19 protein-coding genes are annotated in these 22,372 nt (G+C 63.3%); 13 read left to right on the forward strand and 6 right to left on the reverse strand.

Going from position 1 to position 22,372, the window contains the following annotated elements; genetic code table 11:
• Window positions 1–191: 191 nt before the first annotated feature.
• Entirely contained in the window at window positions 192–719 is a 528-nt protein-coding gene (locus tag AV059_RS18400) for a hypothetical protein (RefSeq protein WP_058996836.1), read from the forward strand.
• 27 nt (window positions 720–746) lie between these two features.
• Here AV059_RS18400 and AV059_RS18405 read toward each other — a convergent pair whose 3' ends face one another.
• Window positions 747–1,868 carry a polymer-forming cytoskeletal protein gene (locus AV059_RS18405; RefSeq protein WP_058996838.1) on the reverse strand — a complete coding sequence of 374 codons (1,122 nt, stop codon included), beginning with the start codon at window positions 1,866–1,868 and terminating at the stop codon, window positions 747–749.
• A 372-nt stretch (window positions 1,869–2,240) separates the two neighbouring features.
• On the opposite strand from AV059_RS18405, the gene AV059_RS18410 reads away from it, so the two are divergent.
• From AV059_RS18410 to AV059_RS18430, 5 genes are all read left to right on the forward strand, one after another.
• A complete protein-coding gene (locus AV059_RS18410; protein WP_058996840.1) occupies window positions 2,241–3,767 on the forward strand; it encodes an aldehyde dehydrogenase in 1,527 nt (508 codons plus the stop codon).
• Window position 3,768: 1 nt separating this feature from the next.
• Window positions 3,769–4,140 (forward strand): hypothetical protein, encoded by a 372-nt coding sequence (locus AV059_RS18415; protein WP_058996842.1) that lies wholly within the window; start codon window positions 3,769–3,771, stop codon window positions 4,138–4,140.
• A gap of 60 nt (window positions 4,141–4,200) precedes the next feature.
• Window positions 4,201–4,737 carry a Tfx family DNA-binding protein gene (locus AV059_RS18420; RefSeq protein ID WP_079990801.1) on the forward strand — a complete coding sequence of 179 codons (537 nt, stop codon included), beginning with the start codon at window positions 4,201–4,203 and terminating at the stop codon, window positions 4,735–4,737.
• A 203-nt stretch (window positions 4,738–4,940) separates the two neighbouring features.
• Complete coding sequence (gene lysA / locus AV059_RS18425; RefSeq protein WP_058996846.1) at window positions 4,941–6,176, forward strand: diaminopimelate decarboxylase; 1,236 nt, start codon at window positions 4,941–4,943, stop codon at window positions 6,174–6,176.
• Complete coding sequence (locus tag AV059_RS18430; RefSeq protein ID WP_058996847.1) at window positions 6,176–7,303, forward strand: M20 family metallopeptidase; 1,128 nt, start codon at window positions 6,176–6,178, stop codon at window positions 7,301–7,303. Before lysA ends, AV059_RS18430 begins: the two co-directional genes overlap by 1 nt.
• Window positions 7,304–7,327: 24 nt before the next feature.
• Here the strand turns inward: AV059_RS18430 and AV059_RS18435 are convergent, their stop codons facing one another.
• From AV059_RS18435 to AV059_RS18455, 5 genes are all read right to left on the reverse strand, one after another.
• Complete coding sequence (locus AV059_RS18435; protein ID WP_058996849.1) at window positions 7,328–7,972, reverse strand: phosphoribosyltransferase; 645 nt, start codon at window positions 7,970–7,972, stop codon at window positions 7,328–7,330.
• Between the two features lie 92 nt (window positions 7,973–8,064).
• The gene (locus AV059_RS18440; RefSeq protein WP_058996851.1) at window positions 8,065–9,372 is read right to left on the reverse strand and encodes an MFS transporter; all 1,308 of its coding nucleotides are present in this window, start codon (window positions 9,370–9,372) and stop codon (window positions 8,065–8,067) included.
• Window positions 9,373–9,464: 92 nt separating this feature from the next.
• Window positions 9,465–10,847 (reverse strand): adenylosuccinate lyase, encoded by a 1,383-nt coding sequence (gene purB, locus AV059_RS18445; RefSeq protein ID WP_058996854.1) that lies wholly within the window; start codon window positions 10,845–10,847, stop codon window positions 9,465–9,467.
• Between the two features lie 133 nt (window positions 10,848–10,980).
• On the reverse strand, window positions 10,981–12,048 hold the full coding sequence (locus AV059_RS18450) for a zinc-dependent alcohol dehydrogenase family protein (protein ID WP_058996856.1): 1,068 nt from the start codon (window positions 12,046–12,048) through the stop codon (window positions 10,981–10,983).
• Between the two features lie 245 nt (window positions 12,049–12,293).
• Entirely contained in the window at window positions 12,294–12,848 is a 555-nt protein-coding gene (locus AV059_RS18455; RefSeq protein ID WP_058996858.1) for a hypothetical protein, read from the reverse strand.
• A 145-nt stretch (window positions 12,849–12,993) separates the two neighbouring features.
• On the opposite strand from AV059_RS18455, the gene purH reads away from it, so the two are divergent.
• The 7 genes from purH to AV059_RS18490 all read left to right on the forward strand — a co-directional run bounded on the left by purH (window position 12,994) and on the right by AV059_RS18490 (window position 22,369).
• Window positions 12,994–14,574, forward strand: coding sequence for a bifunctional phosphoribosylaminoimidazolecarboxamide formyltransferase/IMP cyclohydrolase (purH, locus tag AV059_RS18460; RefSeq protein ID WP_058996860.1), 1,581 nt, complete (start codon window positions 12,994–12,996; stop codon window positions 14,572–14,574).
• A gap of 135 nt (window positions 14,575–14,709) precedes the next feature.
• Window positions 14,710–15,696 (forward strand): formate/nitrite transporter family protein, encoded by a 987-nt coding sequence (locus AV059_RS18465; protein ID WP_058996862.1) that lies wholly within the window; start codon window positions 14,710–14,712, stop codon window positions 15,694–15,696.
• Window positions 15,697–15,732: 36 nt separating this feature from the next.
• Window positions 15,733–16,272 carry a hypothetical protein gene (locus AV059_RS18470; RefSeq protein WP_058996863.1) on the forward strand — a complete coding sequence of 180 codons (540 nt, stop codon included), beginning with the start codon at window positions 15,733–15,735 and terminating at the stop codon, window positions 16,270–16,272.
• A 42-nt stretch (window positions 16,273–16,314) separates the two neighbouring features.
• A complete protein-coding gene (locus tag AV059_RS18475; RefSeq protein ID WP_058996866.1) occupies window positions 16,315–17,031 on the forward strand; it encodes a hypothetical protein in 717 nt (238 codons plus the stop codon).
• Window positions 17,032–17,391: 360 nt separating this feature from the next.
• Window positions 17,392–18,081 (forward strand): hypothetical protein, encoded by a 690-nt coding sequence (locus tag AV059_RS18480; RefSeq protein ID WP_058996868.1) that lies wholly within the window; start codon window positions 17,392–17,394, stop codon window positions 18,079–18,081.
• 213 nt (window positions 18,082–18,294) lie between these two features.
• Entirely contained in the window at window positions 18,295–20,739 is a 2,445-nt protein-coding gene (folP, locus tag AV059_RS18485; protein WP_058996870.1) for a dihydropteroate synthase, read from the forward strand.
• A 136-nt stretch (window positions 20,740–20,875) separates the two neighbouring features.
• The gene (locus AV059_RS18490) at window positions 20,876–22,369 is read left to right on the forward strand and encodes a globin-coupled sensor protein (protein ID WP_058996872.1); all 1,494 of its coding nucleotides are present in this window, start codon (window positions 20,876–20,878) and stop codon (window positions 22,367–22,369) included.
• Window positions 22,370–22,372: the final 3 nt, after the last annotated feature.

The raw sequence follows: 22,372 nt of genomic DNA on the forward strand, positions 1-22,372 counted from the left end.
GCCGTGGAGTAGCGAAGGGTACGCGGACCGCGGCTCTCGGAAGAGCAAACGTCGTGAGCCGTCAAGTACTGTATCCGGGTGACGGTGGCCACCGTCGCAGGGTGTGCTGCTGTGGCCATGCGAACAAGCACTCGTTACCGCGGCGTGAACAATCGTCTGTATATTTGTTACCACACGACAAACCTTGTCGCATGAGCCAGGGACACACCGTCTCTCGCGTCTCAGCGGTGACGAGGTACAGATGGGTCGCTGGCGGTACGAGTGGGCTGGTCGCCGGCGTCGGCATGGGCATCGTGTTCCACGCCGGAGCAAACCTCATGCCGTTCATCGGGGCACTGTACGGCTGGCCGTCCGTCCTCGGCGGGTGGGTCGTCCACCTGCTGAACAGCGTCCTCGCCGGCCTGTTGTTCGCGTTCGTCGTCTCTCGGCCGGTGTTTCACGGCCATATCGAGTCCGTCGGCGAAAGCGTCGCGGGTGGCGTGGTCTTCGCGGCCGCCATCGGCCTGCTCACGACAGGGTTCTTGCTCCCGGTTTCGATGAGCGCGCTGGGTGTCCAGTCGTTCCCCGAACCGCTAGTCCCGCTGCCGGGCACGCTCGGGAGCGCCCTCGTCGTGGCGTCGGTCGGCGTCGCCCACCTCGCCTACGGGTTGCTCCTCGGCTGGACCTACGCCGCAGCCAGGGGCCACAGAACTCCCGACGGCGTGGCGAGCGAGGCGTGACGGTCGTCGCCCCCGATCAGTCGGCGTTCACGTCGCAGCGGTGTCGCCGGCGCTCTCGTCAAGCGTCGTCTGCCGGCCGCCCGATGGCTCCGCGCCGCGGTTTCGGTAGGACTCTCGGAGCGTGAGCGCCAGCGCGCCGAGGCCAAGCAGGAACGCAGCCAGTTCCAGCAGGCCGCCAAGGACTGGAATCACGCCGAGGAGAGCGAAGCCGACGAGGCCGACGACGAGCGCAAGCCAGCGGTTCTCCCGGTCGGCGAGTGAGAGTGCCCACGACCCGATGGCGAACTGGCCGTAGACGACCGCGACCCACGCCGCGACGCCGAAAACGACGGCACCGACCAGCGAAAGCGGGATGCCGACGAGGGTGAACAGGAGGACAACGAGGACGATGGGCACGACGACGAGCGCCAGCAGGCCGACGCCCCCGGACTTCGCCGGGCGCTCCGCGACGTGGCCGGCGACGCGCGCCGAGAACGACGGGAAGATGGCCAGTAGGATCGCGCCCAGCAGGAGGTTCACGAACAGGCCGTAGACGACGCCGAGCCACGACGGGAGCGCGAACCCACCGGAGTCCGGCCCGGCGCTGTCGCCGATGCTCTCGTCCTGAATGACGCTTCCGCCGACAGCGGCCGCAGGGTCGCGGGTGAACGTCGCGGCATCGTAGCGGACATCGCCGCCGACCGACGCCGTCGGTCCGAGGGCGAACTCCTCTGCGCCAGCGCGGACGGTCCCGTCGACCGTTCCATGAATCGCGAGGAAGCCCGCACCTGCTTCGAGGTTTCCGCCGATCTGCGCGGTCTCGCCGATTTCGACCGTGCCGCCACCGACACTCACGTTGCCGTCGACAGTACCGTCGATACGGACGGTCCCCGCTGCGGCTTCGAGGTTCCCGCCCACCTCGCCGGCCTCGGTGACGTGGACAGTACCCGCCGCGGTTGCGATGTCGCCGGTCACTGTCCCGCGGACGATGACCGTTCCAGCGACCCCCTCAATGCTATCGACCGTCTCGTCGGGTCCGACGATCATCGTTCCGCTTGCTCCTTGATACGACTGCGCGGCAACGGTCCCGGTCACAGTTGATAGCAAAACGAGCGATACGACCGCGAGTGTCGCGACCCTGAGGCCACCGCTTGAAACTCTGGAAGACATACGATTCGTTTTTATTGGCAAGATGATAAGCGTATGCTGACACTATCAGGCAGCGAGAATACCACCCGAAGGGAGTAGCGGGAGTGCGCGGAGCATCGGCACTCGGAACGTGGGCATCGGCCGCTGAGATTGGACCCGAGCGAGCATTTCTGTATTGGCTATCCGACATTTTGGAGATAGGTCGACAGTGGTTCCCGACAACGCTCTTCGGCGGTATCCCGGGCGACAGGTCGATTGTAATTTAGGACTGTGTTGAACAGAGAGAAACCTATAATAGTTACACTAGTTCGAAAAGCCGGTCTTTTGTAATTGCTACTGGCTACACCACCATGCAGATTTAAGTGTTAACGGCATGAAATGTTGGCCGTAGATATGTCTAGTGACAGCAAGCAGCAAAGCGCCACAGAGCGGAAGTCAGCGATAAAGAAGCGGCACGAACAGGCGGCAAACGAGGTGCTGCCGGATCGGCGGGAGCTGTACATCGGTGGCGAATGGGTCCAGAGCAGCGGCGGGGAGACATTCGAAACAATAGACCCGACAACCGGTGAAACGCTTGCAGAAGTGCAAGCCGGCACAGCCGGGGATATTGATAGCGCGGTTGCAGCCGCGTGGGACGCATATGATGAGACGTATAGCGAGCTATCCACAGGCGAACGTCAGGCGATGCTGGACGGTATCGCAGACGCCATTGCGGAGCGAAGCGAGGAGTTCGCAAAGCTCGAAAGTTTAGATAACGGGAAACCGATTACCGAGGCTCGGATCGATATTGACCTTGTTATCGACCACTTCCGGTATTTCGCAGGTCTCGCCCGGTCGGGCGAGGGACGGACTATTGAAACTGACGACAGCCGCCACGTCCAGACACTCCGGGAGCCGTACGGGGTTGTCGGACAGATAATCCCGTGGAACTTCCCGCTCCTGATGGCGGCCTGGAAGCTCGCTCCGGCGTTGTCGGCCGGGAACACGGTCGTACTGAAGCCCGCTGAGGAGACGCCGCTGAGTATTCTCAAACTGATGGAAATCACGGAGGACGTGATTCCTGACGGCGTCGTTAACGTCGTCACCGGGTTCGGCCCGGAAGCAGGAGAGCCACTCTCGAAACACCCTGACATCCGGAAACTAGCATTCACTGGATCGACAGAAATCGGGAGTAAAGTAATGCAAAGCGCCGCCGAAAGCATCACCGACGTGACGCTGGAACTGGGCGGAAAAAGTCCGCTCGTTGTGTTCCCTGATGCAGACCTGGAACAGGCCGTCCAGACGACGATTACGTCGATCTTCTTTAATACCGGTGAGTGCTGCTGTGTCGGGTCACGGCTGTTCGTGCACGAAGACATCAAAGACGAGTTCCTGGATGAGCTTGCGGCTGCAGCCGAGGACCTAACCGTTGACGACCCACTGCTGGAGTCGACAGACCTCGGCCCGAAAGTGACCGCGGAGCAGGTCGAGCGCACGCTGGGCTACATCGAGGAGGCAGAACGAGAGGGGGCAGCCTTCGTCACCGGGGGAAGTCAGCCGGACGACGAGGCCCTTTCGGATGGGTGCTTCGTCGCGCCGACGCTCATTGACGAGATTGACCACGACAGCAAAGCGGTCCAGGAGGAGATATTCGGTCCGGTTCAGGAAGTGTTCAGCTGGAGCGAGTACGATGAGATGATCCAACTGGCTAACGATGTCGACTACGGCCTCGCAGCAGGAATCCTCACAGAAGACCTCTCGAAGGCGCACCAGTGTGCAAAAGACATCGAGGCAGGGAACATCTGGGTCAACACCTACAACGACTTCCCGGCAGGCCAGCCGTTCGGCGGATACAAACAGTCGGGAATCGGTCGAGAAATTGGACAGGAGACAATCGACCACTACACGCAGACGAAGACAGTGAATATTTCACTCGATTGATGTGACCGTCCCGTTCCCGCAAGTCCCGCCCGGACAGATTGAAGCCGCCAACGTGTCCATCGCCCCCGACGGGACGAAATACGTCGTCCCGTCAGGGATGCACGAGCGGCTGTGCCGGGCGGTGGTGCCCGACGCTGCTGAGGGGACACTGGACCCCAAAACCGAACTGGCGCTGGCCGGGTGGGTGTCACTGCACACGGATGGGCTGACCAGACGGGTGTACATCGACGCTCCGGATGACTTCGCCGAAACTGCCGTCCTAAAGCGGTTTGCCCGGTCACACGACGCCGAGTCGATTGTCATGGCGCGCCACCCAAGCGGCGACGTGACCCGCTGGCAGTCAATAGGCGCTGTGTCCGTTACCGAACAGTGAACTCAGCAGTCAGCAGTCTTGTCGCTCAGGGTCGATCCACCTTACTTAGTACGGCCAGGGATGGCCGCTCGCGGCTTGCAACAACGTTGTTTTCAGTCCAGCTACCGACCTGTGGCTATGGATGAGCGAATCGATCCGGACGAACTGCTCGCTGCTGTCGGCTTTGATGCAGACGAAAGCGTGCTAACGCGCCGGCAGGCGGAGGTGCTTGCGCTCCGCGAACATGATATTCGTCAGAGTGATATCGGGGAGTTACTTGGCACGTCGCGCGCGAATATTTCAAGTATCGAGCGCAATGCGAGAGAGAACGTCAAGAAGGCACGCCAGACAATCGTCTTCGCAAACACCCTGACCGCACCCGTTCGTGTCGATATTGCGGTCGGGACCGACATCTATGATGTTCCGCAGACGGTGTACGCCGCCTGTGATGAGGCTGGTGTCGAGGTCAATTACGGCTCCTCGAATCTGTTGCAACTCATCGACGACGCCGTCGATGGTGCGGTTCAGCAGGACACGGTGCAGGTGCCGCTCCGCATTGATGTGACAAACGACGGTGTCGTACACGTTCGAGAACGGTCGGCAGAACGCACAGAGTGACCAGAGATAGCGTCCGGCGACAGTACTGTTTGCGTGAATCGAAGTACATGGCGCACGTACCGACGCATCGTTGAGTCCCGACAGACGAGTCATTGATACAGCACCGTCCGGAGCCGACCGTCGCCCGATAGCGAGATGGCCAGTTAGGCACTGTGTGTATCGAAACGGAACCCTTGTTAGCCGCCGACACCGTGGTTTCCCCAATGAGCCACGACTCGCCGCCGGTCCGCCGCCTCGCGGACTGGGACCACGAGCGTCTGGAGGCGGTAGCTGCCGAGCACGGCACGCCGCTGTACGTCGTTGACCTCGACCGCGTCGCCGAGAACTACGAGCGGTTCGCCGCGGCGTTTCCCGACGCCCACGTCATGTACGCTGCGAAGGCCCACACCGGTCAGGCTGTCCTCTCGAAACTGCTTGAGACGGGCGCTGACATCGAATGTGCGGCCTGGGGGGAACTCCAGCGAGCTATCGACGCCGGCGCGGACCCGAACACGCTCCAGTACACGGCCGTCAATCCGCCGGACCGCGACCTCGACCGTGCCGTCGAGCTGGCGGCAGAGCACCCCGGGCTGACGATTACGGGGGGTGCGCGGGACACCTTCGACCGCCTCGAGGAGCGCGGCTACGACGGCCGGGTCGCCATCCGCATCAACCCCGGCATCGGGACGGGCCATCACGAGAAGGTCGCGACAGGGAAAGACGCCAAGTTCGGCATCCCCTACGACGAGGTACCCGAGGTCGCGGCCGACGTGCGCGAGCGGTTCGACCTCGTCGGCCTGCACGCCCACGCCGGCAGCGGCGTCCTCCACGATGACCTCGACGACCACTGTCGGGCCATCGGGAAAGTCGCCGACATGGGCCGGGAGGTCATCGCCGACGGCGCGGAGCTGGACTTTGTCGACTTCGGTGGCGGCTTCGGCGTGCCGTACCGCGAATCCGTCGAGCCACTAGACATGGAGATCGTCGGCGAGAAGGTCCGCGAAGCGGTCGGGGACCTCGACGCGCAGGTCAAACTCGAACCCGGCCGGTACGTCGTCGCCGACGCCGAGTGTATCCTCACGGAGGTCAACACGGTCAAGGAGACGCCCGCGGCGACCGTCGTCGGCGTCGACGCCTCACTGGCGACGCTCATCCGACCAGCGATGTTCGGCTCCTACCACCCGATCCGGAACGTCACCGCGCCGGGACGGGAGGCCGAACCGGTGTCCGTGGGCGGTCCCTGCTGTACGAGCGCCGACGTGTTCTGTACCGACCGACCCATCGCTCGACCCGAGCGGACCGACTTGCTGGCTATCGGTAACGCCGGCGCGTACGGCTACGAACTGGCGAACCAGTTCCACTCCCAGCCACGGCCGGCAGAAGTTGCCTTCGAAGGCGGCGAGACGCGAGTCGTACGGGAGCGCGAGACGCTGGCGGACGTGACCCGGATGGAACAGTAATGGCGTTCGACATTCCCTCGTTCCACCGGCGGGCCGTCGAAACGCGGTCAGACGAGCACGTCGACGATATGCGCTCGCTGCTGGTCGACACACTCGAAGACGCCGGCGAGTACCCGGAGATTGACGACCTCGGAAATATCGTCGTCTCGCGGGGCGACGAGGACGGAACGCATATCCTGCTCAACACGCACATCGACACCGTGCCGCCGCATCTGCCCTACGAGCGACGGACGGAGCCGCCGGGGCTAGACGAGACTATCGACGGCACTGGCGGTGACGGGGACGGCGACATCGTCTGTGGCCGCGGCGCCTGCGACGCGAAAGGACCGCTCGCGGCGCTCCTCGATGCGTTCCTCACCGTGGCGCCCGACGACGGCCGAGTCACGCTGGCGATCTCCACTGACGAGGAAACGACACAGACCGGCGGCGCACACCTCGCTGACACTATCGACGCCGACGGCTACATCGTCGGCGAGCCGACTGGCCTCGATGCGTGTACGGCCGCCCGCGGCCAGTTCGAGGGGACCGTCACCATCCACGGCGAGAGCGGCCATGCCGCCGACCCCGGCAGCGGCCACAACGCGATTCGGGCCGCTGCGCCGATTCTGCAGGCGATGGAGAGTTACGAGGAAAAGAAAGGGCCGGGCGAACACGAAACCCTCGGCCACCCTATTCTGACGCCGTCAATGGTGGAAGGCGGCGAGGCGACCAATCAGGTCCCAGCCGAATGCACTATCACGTTCGACCGGCGGAGCGTCCCGCCGGAGACCAGCGAGTCATTCTGTGTGGACCTGCAGGCCCACCTCGAACAGTGGCTCCCGGAATCGATGGGCCTCACCGTGGACCTCATCCGCCCGGATACGCCGTTTCCCGAGGCGTTTGCGACCGACACCGACGCGGAACTGGTCCGCACACTGCAGGAAGCTAGCGGCGGCGGGGTCAGACAGTTCGGGGCCGCGACAGAAGCCTCGTATTTCGCAAACAACGGGCCGACTGTGGTGTTCGGCCCCGGTGACCTGAGCGACGAAACGGGTGCTGTCGCTCACTCGAAACGCGAGTACGTCCGGCTCTCAGAAGTTCGAACCGCCGCACGAGCTGTGCGGGAGACGGTTGAACGACTGGTCTGAGCCGCGACTCGCCGATGGGCTGGCCTACGCCGACCGCCGCTGGACGAGGTCAGAGAGCGCCGTGGTCGCGTCTTCGTCTGTTACGCTGTCGAACTCCTCGTAGTAGTCCGCGGTGGCCTGAAACGCCGCCGGTTTTAGCGGGACGACGACGTCGTCGGCCCACCGCTGCACCTCATCAAGCACGTCCGGCGGTGCGACGGGGGCAGCGGCGATAACCTCGTTCGCACCTGCCTTTCGCAGACGCTGAATTGCAACACGCATCGCCGCCCCCGTCGGAATCCCATCATCGACCAGCAGAACCCGTTTGCCGGCCACGTCAAGCGGTCCCCACGTCTCGCCGTAGTCGACCGCTCGTGACTCAACAGTGTCGCTCGCGTGCGTCTTCGCCTCCTGCACGTACTCCCAGTTCACGTCAAGGAACCGCATCATCGGGCTGTTAATCCACGAGAAGCCGCCGGGCGCGACGGCGCCGATAGTCAGTTCAGGGTGATTTGGCGCGCGTATACGTTGTATGACGATGACATCCATCGGGAGTCCGGTCGCGTCAGCGACCACGTTGCCGACCGGGACGCCGTTCGGTGCGAGCGTGACGACGACATCGCCGACGACATCCCGCTGGCGCAGCGCGGCTACGAGCTGTTGCGCCGCATCCGAGCGGTCTGTGAACATACCACACTATATGGAATCGTACATCCTAATCGTTCCGGTTAGCGGTCTTCGTGGCTGACGGCCGGCTGAGCAGTCGGTCGCAGTCCTCGGTCTCAGTCCTGCGGTGCCGGCTGGTCCGACTCCTGTCCGAGGTCTAGCGTCTCCTCGACCTGCGTGTACGTCAGGACAAGTCCGACGAACGCGAGCGCGGCACCCGCGGTGAAGGGCGTACTGAACGACCCAAAGTTGTACAGCAGGCCCGACGCCAGCGGCCCGATAGCGACGCCGAGACCGAATGCCATCGTCAGGACAGACAGCGTCGTTCCGGACCCGCGGGCACCGGCCAGGTCACCGGCAAGAGCGAGCGACGGGGCAAACACCAGTGCAACGGCGATGCCCTGAATGAACCGCGCCAGAAGCATGAGCCACGGGCCTGTCACGATACCCTGTGCGAACACCGACGGGACGAGGATGACGAACCCGGCGACGATGAACGGCCGGCGTCCAAACCGGTCGCTCGCCCGCCCGATGGGCACCTGAAAGACGACGTTCGCGATGACGACGGCGGCGAACTGGACGCTGAAAAACAGGGTCGACTCGTCCAGCCGCATTCGAACCGGGCCTTCAAGTGTGGCAAACAGCGCGATAGTGGACGCCATCATGAACGTGCCGACGCCGAGGACGAACACCGAATCCAGCCCCTCGCCGTCTCGGTCCAGAATCGCTATCGAGAGGTCCTTGCCCGCCTCTGCCTCGAACGGCGGGTCCCTGATCAGCGCCCACACGAGGGCAAGGCTCACAACAGCGCCCAACACGGCGATAGCGAAGGCGGCGGTGAAGCCGGAGATAGCAGTGCCGGCAACCCGGTAGGTCACCACGTCGTTCGCGGCGAGTCCGCCGGTGATGACGACGCCGGCGATTATCGGCCCGAAGCCGAAGCCGATGAGCCGGAAGGTGTTGAACACGCCGAAGTTCCCGCCCCGCTCGGCGTCACTTGCGGCGTAATCGTTGACCAGCGCGACCGTCGCCGGAATCGTAAACGCTGCACCAAGGCCCTGAAACGCCCGCGCAGCGAGGACCGCCCAGTACGAAGAGAGGAACGGGTAGGCCGCGCTTCCGATAGCGAACAGTACCAGGCCGGTGAGAACGAAAACCCGGCGCTTGCCGGTCCGGTCCGAGAGCCGCCCGGTAAACGGCTGGCCGAAGCTGTTCAGCAGACCGAACAGGGAGAGCACCAGCCCGATAAGCGTCTCCGTCTGAAGCGTGAAGCCGAGTACCTGCTGGCCGGCGATACCGGCGAGCGACACCTGTCCGCTGGCAATGTACAGGGGGAGAACGATGATGAGAAACGAGTTTCCCAGCGCGTCCGCCATCCGGGCGAACGCGAGCGTCAGGACTCGCGTATCAGTGCCGAGGACCATCTATTGCCAACGAAGGCGGCCACACTCGTGATAGTTGCGTTTACCGCGGGGGGACTGTCGACCCGAAAACGGTGGCGGCCAGACAGCGCTCCTCAGCTGTCGTCGGCCTGCTGCTCCGCGATGCCCGTGTAGTCGGCCGGCGTCAGCGCTTCCAGTTCGGCCCGCACCTCGTCGCTCACGTTGAGGTCGGCGAACATATCGTGGAAGTCCTGAATAGTAACCTCGCGGCCCCGCGTGGCCTTCTTCACCTGCTCGTAGGCGTCGGCGTACCCCTCGCGGCGGAGGATAGTCTGGACCGCCTCGCCGATGATCTCCGGCGTCGCGGCAAGGTCATCGGCCATTACCTGCTCGTTGGGGACGACCTTCGCTAGCCCGTTCTGGCACTTGCTGTACCCGATGAGACAGTGGGCGAAGGCGGCCCCGATGTTGCGCTTGACCGTCGAGTCAGAGAGGTCCCGCTGGAGCCGGGAGTTCGTGACGTAGTCGCCGAGGAAGCGAAGGTCGGAGTTCGCTTTCGAGAGGTTCCCCTCGCTGTTCTCGAAGTCGATAGGATTGACCTTGTGAGGCATCGTCGAGGAGCCTGTCTCGCCCTCGACGGCCTCCTGACCGAGATAACGGTCCGAGACGTACAGCCACACGTCGAGGTCGAGGTCAAGCAAGATGTTGTTCGCGCCTCGGAGCGCGTCGAACAGGACCGCGAGGTCGTCACAGGGGTTTACCTGCGTCGTCAGCGGTTCGTGTTCCAGTCCGAGGTCGCCGACGAAGGACTCTGCGAACGTCGGCCAGTCCACGTCGGGGTAGGCGGCGACGTGGGCCGCGTAGGTTCCCGACGCACCAGCGAGCTTTCCGGAGAGACTCTCGGCGGCCCGTTCCACGCGACCGATGGCCTGCCCCAGCCGCGAGGCGTAGACGGCCATCTCCTTGCCGAACGTCGTCGGCGTCGCAGGCTGACCATGTGTGCGGGCCAGCATCGGCACGTCGGCGTAGGTGTGGGCCATCTCCACCAGCGTATCCCGAATCTCGCGGAGTTCGGGAATCAGCACCTCCTGAGCGGCGGGCTTGACCAGCAGCCGCTGGGCGAGGTTGTTCACGTCCTCGCTGGTCAGCCCGAAGTGAATCCAGTTGGCGGCGTCGAGGTCGTCGGGCATCCCCAGCCGGATGAAGTACTCGATGGCCTTCACGTCGTGATTGGTCGCCGAATACTCCCCGTACCCCTCAGTTTCGAGTTGCTTGACAACGCCCGCGTCCGTATCGTCGAACTCCTCGTACAGCGCCCGGAGCGTCGCGCGCTGGTCGTCGCCGATGGATAGTGGGGTAACATCGAGGTCTGCAAGCGCGATGAGATACTCGACTTCGACTTCGACGCGGGCGCGCATCAGCGCCCGCTCGCTGGCGTACGGGACGAGCGGTTCGGTGTATCGGGCGTATCGGCCGTCGAGCGGCGAAACAGCGGCCAGTGGCCCTCTCTCGGTCATACCCGAGTGTGCGCGGGAGGCGCGAAAAAGCGTGTCGTTCTCCCGCAACCGCGACACGGTGCAGTTGCGACGCGTGGCGTGACGGCGGGAAGGGTGGAGTGTCGGGGTTCGGGTGAAAAAGGAGGCCGCGCCGTCAGTTGCTGAACTCGTTGCAGACCGGGATACCGACCGTGTTGTAGTCACTCATCGCGGCCAGTTCATCGGGCACCTGATGGATGTCGACCGTGTCCTCGACCAGCGCGGTCGGGTCGAGTTTGCTCGATTCCACCATGTCCAGCATTTCGCTGTACCGCGACGGCTGGAGCCCGAGTGACCCCTTGAAATCGATTTCTTTGGCGACGAACTCGTCGGTCGGGAGCGACACCATCCCCGCCTCCTCGCTGGTGGTCAGTCCGATCTGGACGTGCGTCCCGCCTTTGCGGAGCGAGTTCACGGCGTTCTGGCAGGTCGTTGCGATACCGAGGGCATCTGCGGATACGTCGGCCCCGCCGTCAGTGATATCCCTGACCGCCTTTGCGGGGTCGTCCACCTCCTGTGCGTTGACGGTGGCGACAGCGCCGAGGTCTTCCGCGCGCTCCAGTTTCTCGTCCATCAGGTCGACGCCGATGACGTTGCCCCCAAGCGCGTTCGCGATGTGGACCGCCGAGAGCCCGATGCCACCGCAGCCGTGGATAACCACGTCGTCGCCGGCACTGACCGGTGCCCGGTGGGCCATCGCGTGGAAGGAAGTCATGAACCGACAGCCCATGCCGGCGGCTGACTCCGCGTCAATGTCGTCCGGGAGCGGAACGGCGTTGAGGTCAGCGTTGGGGATGTGGACCTCCTCGGCGAACGCGCCGGGTGCCTGGTTCATGAACCCTAGCCCGATGTGGTTCTCACAGATGTTCTCCCGCCCGTTCCGACAGAGGTCACAGTTCCCGCAGGCGAAGTTGAACGGAATGGCGACCTCCTGTCCCTCCTCGATGTTTTCCACGTCTTCGCCGACAGAGACAATCCGGCCTGTCGGCTCGTGGCCGAGGACGTGTGGCGGGTCAGGCCGGTAGCCGAACCAGTCCCAGTCCCCCTGCCAGCAGTGCCAGTCGGACCGACAGATACCACAGCCGATGACCTCGGCGACGGCACCGTCCGGCTCCGGCTCGGGGCGTTCGACATCCTGTACTGTTAGCGGTTCCTGAAACTCTTCTAGTAGTACTGCTTGCATTACACTACTAACATAGGATATCTTACCAATGAATATTGTGGTTTTTGAAATACAAGATATGTGTCGCCGAGAGGTGACCATACCCTCATTTTGACGGGCGGTAGTTCTTACAAGATACGTTCAGACTACTTCCAGATACCCATCCACAGTTGCCAAATCCGTCGAAACCTATCAAATATCTTTGATATCCTCATCGAAGTTCCTTCGAAAGAGAGTGAGAAGATGGTCCCGCTGGCGGTCAATCCTCAGGTCAGCCAGCCGTAGTCGGCCTCGGCGTCGCCGAAGCGGCCGTCTGGCGGGTCGAAGCGGTAGAGATCCTGACCGAGTGCAGCCCACGCGAGGCCGTAAACAGTCGCCGTCGCTGGCTGGATCCCGAACCCGAGAAACGCAATGGTCCCGGCTCCCAGCAACACGCCCAGCCACGGCGGCTGGATACGTGTCCTGACGAGGCCAGCGGCGACCAGCAATGATCCGCTGACCAGCACGAGCACACCGATTCCGATGACCGCCTCGCCACCATCGGTGAGGAAGCGAACCAGTTGTCCAACTGCGAAGACGAGACCACCGAGGCCGCCGGCCCACGCGCCGATGGTCCCTGGCCGCTTCATCCGCGCGCCGTAGAAATCCTCGATGGCATAGTGACCAGCTACGACGCCGAGTGCGGAGAGGGCGGTTCCGGCGAGGATGGGGGTACTCATTTCGGTCTGACCGGTCACGGACAGCGCCACGGCCCAGCCGACCCAGACGACACCACCGACGGCGGCGACCGCACCCGCGCGCTGACACCGTAGCTTCGCCATACGGGCGAGTTGGCGGCGGGCTACAAATGCGCACCGAACCGGTACACGCCGACAACACAGACATAAATAGTGTGGCGTGGTCGCACACAACAGGCCAGCCGGGGGTTTCGCAACAACTTTGCACGGTCCGGTCGGTCAGTCCCACATGAAACTCGCCGGTATGGCCAGTAACCGCGGCCGAAATCTCATGAACATCGCGGACCGCGCCCCGGGCGGGGCGGAGTTCGCCGTCGTTCTGACTAACGACGCAGATGCGCCGGTACTCGAAGCAGCCGCCGAACGCGGCATCCCGACCGAAGTCGTCGAGCGCGACGCGGACGAATCGCGCGAGACCCACGAGGAGCGCGTTCTCGACGCCCTTTCGGAGTACGACTTCGACCTCGTCACGCTGGACGGCTACATGCGCGTCCTCAGCGAGACGTTCCTCGAAGGGACACCGACCGCGTTGAACGTCCATCCGAGTCTCCTGCCGAATTTCACCGGGGCGAACGCCCACGAGCAGGTCCTCGACGCCGGCGTGAAGGTGACGGGCTGTACGGTCCACGTCCTTGACGAGAGCGTCGACGGCGGCCCCATCGTCACGCAGGAACCGATTCCCGTCTTCGAGGGCGACGACGAGGACAGCCTCAAAGAGCGCGTGCTCTATGAAGGCGAGTTCACCGCCTACCCGCGCGTCATCGAGTGGTTCGCCGAGGACCGCGTCACCGTCGACTGGGATGAAGGGACGGTCTCGGTAGACGGCGACGAGGGCGGGGACTTCCCTGCCCGCCGCATCGTCTCGGATGACCTTGCATCGAGTCTGCGCTATGGGGAGAATCCCCATCAGAACGCCGCGCTGTACACCGACACGACCGTCTCGGAGGCCAGCGTCGTCCACGCCGACCAGCTAAACGAGGGCGCAAAGGCGCTGTCGTACAACAACTACAACGACGCCGACGGCGCGCTAAATCTCATCAAGGAGTTCGAGGAGCCCGCCGCCGCGGTCATCAAACACACCAACCCGGCCGGCTGTGCGACCGCCGACTCCGTGGCCGACGCCTACGAGAAGGCGCTGTCGACGGACCCGATGAGCGCTTTCGGCGGCATCGTCGCGCTGAACCGCGAGTGTGACGCCGCCACCGCCGAGCAGATTATCGACTCCTTCAAGGAGGTCGTCGTCGCGCCCGGTTACACCGACGCCGCGCTCGACGTGCTGTTCGAGAAGGACAATCTCCGCGTGCTAGACGTAAGCGAGAACTTCGAGGTCACCGACAGCCTGACCGAGAAGCCCCTCGTCGGGGGCCGACTCGTTCAGGAACGGGACACTCAGCACCTCTCGGCCGACGACCTCGAAGTCGTCACCGAGCGCGAGCCGACCGACGAGCAGATCGAGTCGATGCTGTTCGCCTGGCACACGCTCAAACACGTCAAGTCCAACGGCATCCTCTTCGCCGACGGGACGGAAACGGTCGGCATCGGGATGGGGCAAGTGTCCCGGGTCGACGCCGTCCGGCTGGCCGCGATGAAAGCCGATGAACACGCCGAAGGGAAAGACGCCGAGGGCGCTGTGATGGCCTCGGACGCCTTCTTCCCATTCCCGGACGGTATCGAGGAGGCCGCCGACGCCGGTATCGAGGCGGTCATCCAGCCCGGCGGCTCGAAGAACGACGAAAGCGTCATCGAGGCCGCGGACGAACACGACATCGCGATGGTGTTCACCGGCCAGCGGTCGTTCAGACACGACTGAGCAACAGCGAAGGGTGTCTGAATCGATAGAGTGCAGCAACCTATCGAAGTTCAGACACGCTGACTGCGGGCTTCTCTACGGCGCTACTAGCAACAACCAAAGAAGTTTGACACCGGATACCGAATCAGCGGACCGATGGCAGATAATGAAGACAGGGAGGAGGCTGTCCGCGACGCTGTGGACGTCTCTCGAAGCGGTGCGCCGGCGGGTGGGAGTGTCATCCGGGACCGGTTCTCCGCCGACGAGATATTCCAGCGCATCATTGTCGCGGCAGACGAGGAGGTAACAGTTGGGACCCGCGAGCTGTTCTTCGCCGGGATCGCTGGCGGGTTCGCTATCACCGTGACGTTCATGCTGTACGCGTCGCTGTACGCGAAAACCGGTGGCGACCCGATATTGAGCGCACTCCTGTATCCGCTCGGGTTTGTTTTCATCATTCTCGGGGACTATCAGCTCTACACCGAAAACACGCTCCCGCCGGTCGCGCTCGTCCTCGAACGGCTGGCGAGCCTCCCCTCCTTGCTTCGCATCTGGGGTGTCGTCCTGATTTCGAACGTCTTTGGTGGGATGCTCGGCGCGCTCGCACTGGCGACGACCGACGTTCTTTCCGACGACGCGGCGGCGGCCGCCGCCGGCTTCGCACAGAAAGCTATCGCAACGTCACAGCTAACGCTGTTCTCGAAGGCGGTGTTCGCCGGCCTCATCGTCGCCGGCGTCGTTTGGGTCGACTACTCGTTGCGGGACAGTATCTCTCGGCTTATGTTGATCTACATCGCCTTTCTGGCGATCCCGTTTGGGAACCTCTACCACGTCGTCGTCTCCGCGACGGAGATGTTCTACCTGGTGTTCATCGGTGAACTGGCGCTGTCTGTTGGTCTCTGGCAGTTCGTTCTCCCAGTACTTCTCGGCAATTCCGTCGGCGGCGTCGTCCTCGTGACCGTCGTCAACTACTTCCATACGACCGAACGGCGGCTCGAAACGGCGCGGGATCAGGGGTCTAAGCGCCAGCTCACCATCCGGGAGTGGATCTGGGGCGGGTGGTCCGCCTCGGGCCGCTCGTACGTGCCGGCGACCGACGAAATTCCCCGAAGCGATCCGGAGTCGCGAGAGAACGAGCGCTGACACAAACCATTTCAACGCCCTCCGGCTATCGTTGGTGTGAACTGGGTGAGAGATAACCGACTCCTGCTTCTGTTTGCCGCCGTCGTTCTGACGACGCTGGGGACTGTCGGGCTGGGAATCGTCGGTGTCGTCGCGACGGTCGGGGCGCTTCTCGGCGGCGGCGCAGTCATCCAGACCTTCGCCGGGTTCTTGCTTGGCACATTTTTGCTCGTGGGCGTCGATATCGTCTTCTCGGTCGCGCTGGTCCGTGCGCTGGCCCGGCGGGCGTCGGTACCGAAGAGCCAGCGCGTCGCTGGTGGGCTCGACCGTCTGGAATCCGTCGTGCCACCGCTGGCCTCGCTCGGCCTCTCGGACGTGTTCGCACCGCCGGAGCCGACAATCGAGGAGCGACACGAGGCGTTGACGCGCCGGTACGTCGAGGGAGAACTCTCCGAAGCCGAGTACGAGCGGGAACTGCAGGCGCTTCTCGGCGAAGAAGAGGCCCCGGAGACTGAACTACAGGACGACGCGGATATCGAGACCGAACTGTCGCGGACCACGACAACCGACACCGAGTACGAGCCGGCCCGGGAATAATACTGAGCGGGTTTTACATACGCGCCCGACGACAGGTCAGATATGGACATACCCACGTTTCTCGAAGTCGAGGTGGAGCGGGACGCCGTCGCCTCGGTGCTTGACGCTGTTCCCGGCGTCGCTGTTGTCGACGACGACGCTGCTGTCCCATCATCGGGACCAGCAGGGCTGGCTGAAACGGAGGATTCCGGTCCCAGTCTCATGAACCGCCTCGGGTCGCTGTGGCGACAGTGGGGGCTGCTCGGCACGGGGCTGTCTCTCATCGCGCTCGGCGGGGCTACGGTCGGCCTCTGGTGGTACCGTCGCCGCAACGCTGACGAAACCGATGTCGATAGTACCGACGAGTACGCGTCGGAATGGGACACGGAAGGCCCGGATGCGACAGCATCACCGGCCGGGTCAGCCGTTGACACGCCGTCGCCGACCGACACGGAGTTCGAGCCACCAGCAGCGGTAGAAGAGACCAAGGACACGCAGACTCCAGAGGCGGAGGAAACTGCGCTGGCCGGAGAGAGACCACAGACAGAGTCCGGGTACCGACAGCAGGACAGCAGTGGAGACACCGAACCGGCCAGCGTTGCCGGGTCGGCGACCGAGATGGACACTCTGGAGCAAGCGGAGCCGGAGCCCACTGAGACGGACGCGGACGAGCGTCCGGGGGCGAAGATCGACCCGGCACCGCTGCTGGGTGCCGCGTTCCTGATTCTGTCGAGCGCGCTCGGTCGGTGGGCCACGCGTGACCGGAGCGACCAGGCGTAGTTGTCGCCGGGAGGCAGTGGCACTATAGTAACAACTGGAACGATTGACACACCGATCGCAGTGCCATCCCGCGATCGGGTGTGCAATGATTTTCAATGACTACTATAGTTAGAGGGTGTCATACAACGGTTCGCATACTCGTTCTGCTCTCCCCCGCCCGCTCAATACAGAGTGTGTAGTCAGCGGAGCGCTGACTATTGAGATGCGTCTCTCAACTGGTCAACTGGGCCTGATTTCTCCCGAGCTGCCCCACGCAGAATGGGCCAATCTTGTTTCCACACCAATCAGCGATGTCGCTCAAATCCGTGTTTGACCATCGTGAAACCATTTATTATCGGAGACGGAACTGTCACGTGTTCAATGACTATCACGCGTCGTGGCCTCGTGAAGGCACTCGGAATCAGTGGTACAGCCCTTTCGTCAGCTGGGTGTCTTGCTTTCGATGATACTGCCGCAAACGAGACTCCAAGCGACACAGATATGCAGACAGAAACCCCAGCAGGCACAGATACGCAGACAGAGACACCGACGGCGACCGCTGGATGGGCCGCTGAGATTCCGGAGAAGCCCCCGGAAGTGTCCTGTGAAGCCGTTTCGCGACCGATAGCCGAGCCGGTCAACCGCGAGGGGGCGCTTGCACCCCGCGAGTATCCAGGACGACCGCCATCGGAACTAGCGGGCGAGGCTGCGGTGGAGTATGCCACCACGTTCGAATTGGCCTACCGGCAGAACGCCAAGATGAGAGCGAACACCGACGTGACGACTGACGGCGAGCTCGATACCTACCTGACGCGGTTCGACATCTCCATCCAGAACTCGTGGGTCGCCGCGGGCCCCTCTGATTCGGTCGTCGTCCGACTGCAGTACATTGGCTCCGGAACTTTTCACTATGGCCCGGAGTTCGATTACATTACCCAGTATGTCACGTACTATGTTGATTCGACACGGGTCGTCCGGGCCAGAACGACGCTGCACAATTTCGAGGGGATCGATGCACTGGATCCTGACCCCTGGGCAGACGGGAACCCAGTGGCCTGTTTCGAAGGATAGGCCCTCACAAAGTAGTGGGACCGTTCACGGCCATCCGGACAGTACGCACGCTCGATTGTGCGGTCAATTCAGGCTACATTGACTGAAATCAATACCTTGTGAAGAGCTGTCTGACACCCTGATAGTTAGGGAAGCGGGCTGTTCGAGGCGTCTTCACGCCGGAGACACGCAACAGTCCGACAGGCTAAAGCGAACGGCTCCGATAGCCCGACCATGGAGTTCCACGAGGCCGCGAACTTCCTCTTCGAGTTGCGCCGGTTCGCCCCGCGAGCCGGTACTGATGCCACGCAGGACCTGCTATCGTCGCTTGGTGACCCACATGAGGGGCTTCGCTGCGTCCAGATTGCGGGGTCCAACGGAAAAGGGTCCACCGCGCGGATGGTCGAACGAACATTACGGGAAGCCGGCCTCGATGTCGGACTGTACACCTCGCCGCATCTCGACGACGTTCGCGAGCGGATCCGTATCAACGGCCGGAAACTCTCCGAGGCCGCCCTCGTCGAATTCGTCGAATCGGTCCGGACGTACGTGACCGAACAGGGCGCGGCCAACGACTCACCCACCTTCTTCGAGACGATGACCGCGCTGGCGCTGTGGGAGTTCGACCGTCAGGACGTCGACGTCGCGGTGCTGGAAGTCGGTATCGGCGGCCGATACGACGCCACAAGCGTGGTCGACCCGGAGGCCAGCGCCGTCACGTCCGTGACACTCGAACACACCCACATCCTCGGCGACACCGTCGAGGAAATCGCCCACGACAAGGCCCACGTCGCCCCCGAAGACACGCCGCTTGTGACCGGGACGACCGGCGACGCGCTGGCCGCTGTCCGCGAGGTCGCCGACGACGTTGTGACTGTCGGCGAGGGCGACGACGCCGATGTGACGGCCACGTACGGCGGCCGCGAGGGGCTGGAAGGGGCAGTCTCGGTCGACGGTCCCGACTGGCGCGTCGATACCCACCTCCCGCTGCTTGGCGCACACCAGGCACAGAACGCCGGAATCGCAGCCACACTGTGCCAGCAAGTCGCGGACATCTCACAGACAGAACTCGAACGCGGTCTGCGAAACGCCCACTGGCCCGGTCGGTTCGAGGTGATGAACGAGTCGCCGCTGGTTGTCCTCGATGGGGCTCATAACCCCGGAAGCATCGAGCGCACCGCGGAGACGCTGTCGTCGTTCGACTACGACGACCTCCACGTTGTCATCGGCGCGATGGTGGACAAGGACCACGAACGTATCGCCGCGGCGCTGCCGGACCCGGACCACGTCGTCGCTTGCCGGCCGAACGTCGACCGGGCGGAGTCCCACCACGTTGTCGCGACCGCAGTGGAGAACGCGACCGACGCGGCGGTCGAGACGCGCAGCGACGTTGCAGGGGCGCTCGACATCGCACTCGACGCCGCTGAGTCCGGCGATGCGGTCCTCGTGGTGGGATCGCTGTACGCCGTACGAGAGGCCCGAACCAACTGGTCGCGCTCGCTGGTCCCCAAACAGGTCGACTCGCTGGCCGAAGCCCGCGAGGCCATCGAGAGCGCCCACGTCACCGCGGCCGGGACCCAGCGGATGCGAGGAAAGGGCGTCCACCGCGTCCTGCGTACCCGTGTCCAGCCGCGACAGGCTCAGTACCTCAAGGAGGAACTGCTGTCGCTGGGCGGGGAATGTGCGATTTCCGGCTTGAGCAGTCAGGACGAGGAGTCACTCGATGTGGTCACGATGGCGACGATGGCTCAGTACAGGCGGCTTGCCGGGAAACTCGACGGCCAGCCCTACGGGCTCGCATCGTTCGCCGACGAACTGCGGTCGGCGCTGTCTATCCAGCAGCCAGAGCCCGACACATCGACGACGTATCCCTGGGACGACGGGACAGCCGTCATGGGCATCTGCAATATCACGCCGGACTCCTTCCACGACGGCGGCGAGTATAACGCCGTCGAGGACGCCGTCGCCCGCGCCGAGCAGATGGTCGAGGCCGGTGCGGACATCCTCGATATCGGCGGGGAGTCGACTCGCCCCGGTGCCGAACCAGTCCCGGTCGAGGAGGAAATTGACCGCGTCGTCCCGGTTATCGAGGCGCTCTCGGAGCTGGACGTCGCCATTTCCGTCGACACGCGGAAGGCCCCTGTCGCGCGAGCGGCACTCGATGCCGGCGCGGACATCCTGAACGACGTGTCCGGGCTCGAAGACCCGGAGATGCGCCTCGTCGCCGCCGAGTACGACGTACCGGTGGTCGTGATGCACTCCATCGAGACGCCAGTCGACCCGGACAGCGACATCCACTACGACGACGTGGTGCAGGACTGCATCGACCAGTTGACCGAGCGCGTTCTGCTCGCGGAGAAGGCCGGGCTCAACCGCGACCAGATTATCGTCGACCCGGGCACCGGCTTCGGGAAATCGCCCACAGAAGATTTCGAACTGCTCGACCGCCTCCCGGAGTTCGAGGCACTCGGCTGCCCGATTCTGGTTGGACACTCTCACAAGTCGCTGTTTGGGCTGGTCGGCCAGGAGGCGGGCGACTGTCTGGAAGCGACCATCGCCGGGACAACGCTGGCAGCCGAACGGGGGGCCGACATCGTTCGCGTCCACGACGTCCCGGAGAACGTTGCCGCCGTTCGCGTGGCCGAGGCGGCCCGTGATCCACAGAAGTTCACGGACTGATTCAGACTGCTAAACAGGCGGCCGGATAATCGACAGACGTGACCGTCAACCCCGAATATTTGGCCACCATTTTTATATTTCTCAATGGTGAGAATTAGGGGCGAACATATAACCCCAGTGTGGTTTGACTCTCGGCATGGCATTCCAGAGCGAGAGTACGGGCTCTCGGGAACGTATCACTGAATCTGATAGGTCTGGCGTCGACGGCGGGACACTGACCGATCGTATCGGACTGGACGCCGGGGAGATACGCTGGCGGAAGGAGTTCACCGGATTCGACGAGTCTGATGTCGATAATCTCACCGCGATGGCAGATGAGACGAACGCCCGGGCGGAATCTGTCGTCGACGATTTCTATGAGCATCTGCAGTCGTTCGACGAGACTGTCGAGATTTTTGGGCGGTCAACCAAGTCAGTCGACCAACTGAAAAACACGCAGTCACAGTACCTCCGGGACCTCGTTGCCGGGACCTACGACAAACAGTACTTCGAGAACAGGGCCCGTATCGGGAAGATTCACGACATGCTCGACCTCGGCCCGAAGATCTATCTCGGGGCCTACACCATCTATTTCGAACACTTCCTGCGGACAATCGTCGAAGACCTGCAATCGGGCGACGATGCCCGGGACGAGGCGCTCGAAGAAATGCAGTCGCGGGCGCTGTCAGTGTTCAAACTGTTGAACCTCGACCAGCAGGTCGCGATGGACACCTACATCGACTCGTACAGCCAGCGTCTGGAATCGGCAATCGATGACCAGCAAACGCTGATGCAAGACGTCGAAAGCGGACTGCAGGAGCCTATCGACGAACTGAGCACCTCCGCCGAGGCGGTCGCCCAGACGAACAAGCAGATCAACGCCGCCGCCGAGAGTCAGTCCGAGTCGATGGACGAAGTGGCGGGCGAGGTCGCGGATATGAGCGCGACAATCGAAGAGATCGCCTCGACCGCCGAGGAAGTCGCGAGTACCAGCACATCGGCCGAGCAGAAAGCTGAACGCGGGAACGAAGCCGCACAGCAGGCCGCGGCCATGATGAACGATGTCGACGACGCCGTCGATACGGTGTCGGCTGACATCGCGGGCTTACAGGAACAGGCCGACGAGATCGACGACATCGTCGAAGTGATAAACGACATCGCGGACCAGACCAATATGCTTGCGCTGAACGCCTCCATCGAGGCTGCCCGCGCCGGGGAAGCGGGCGACGGGTTCGCCGTCGTCGCCGACGAAATCAAAACGCTCGCCGGGGACTCACAGGAACACGCGAACCAGATCGAAGACACCGTCACGGAGATTCAGGACGAGACCGTCGACGCCGTCGAGAGCCTCGAAACTGTGACCGAGCAGGTGACTGAGGGCATCGATCAGGTCGAGACGGCGGCCGAACAACTCGAAGAGATTGTTTCGGCAGTCAACGAGGCATCACAGGGAATACAGGAAGTATCGGCCGCGACCGACGACCAGGCGGCGTCGACCGAGGAGGTCGCCAGCATGATCGACGAACTGTCGAGCGGCATTGACGATATGTCGGCACAGCTCGACGACCTCGCAGCGACGAACGAACAGCAGACGGAGAAGATTCAGGACGTGGCCGAAACCGCGCGTCGACTCGACACAGATACGGCGTAACTT

It is taken from the genome of Haloarcula sp. CBA1127, assembly GCF_001485575.1.
Classification (GTDB): domain Archaea; phylum Halobacteriota; class Halobacteria; order Halobacteriales; family Haloarculaceae; genus Haloarcula.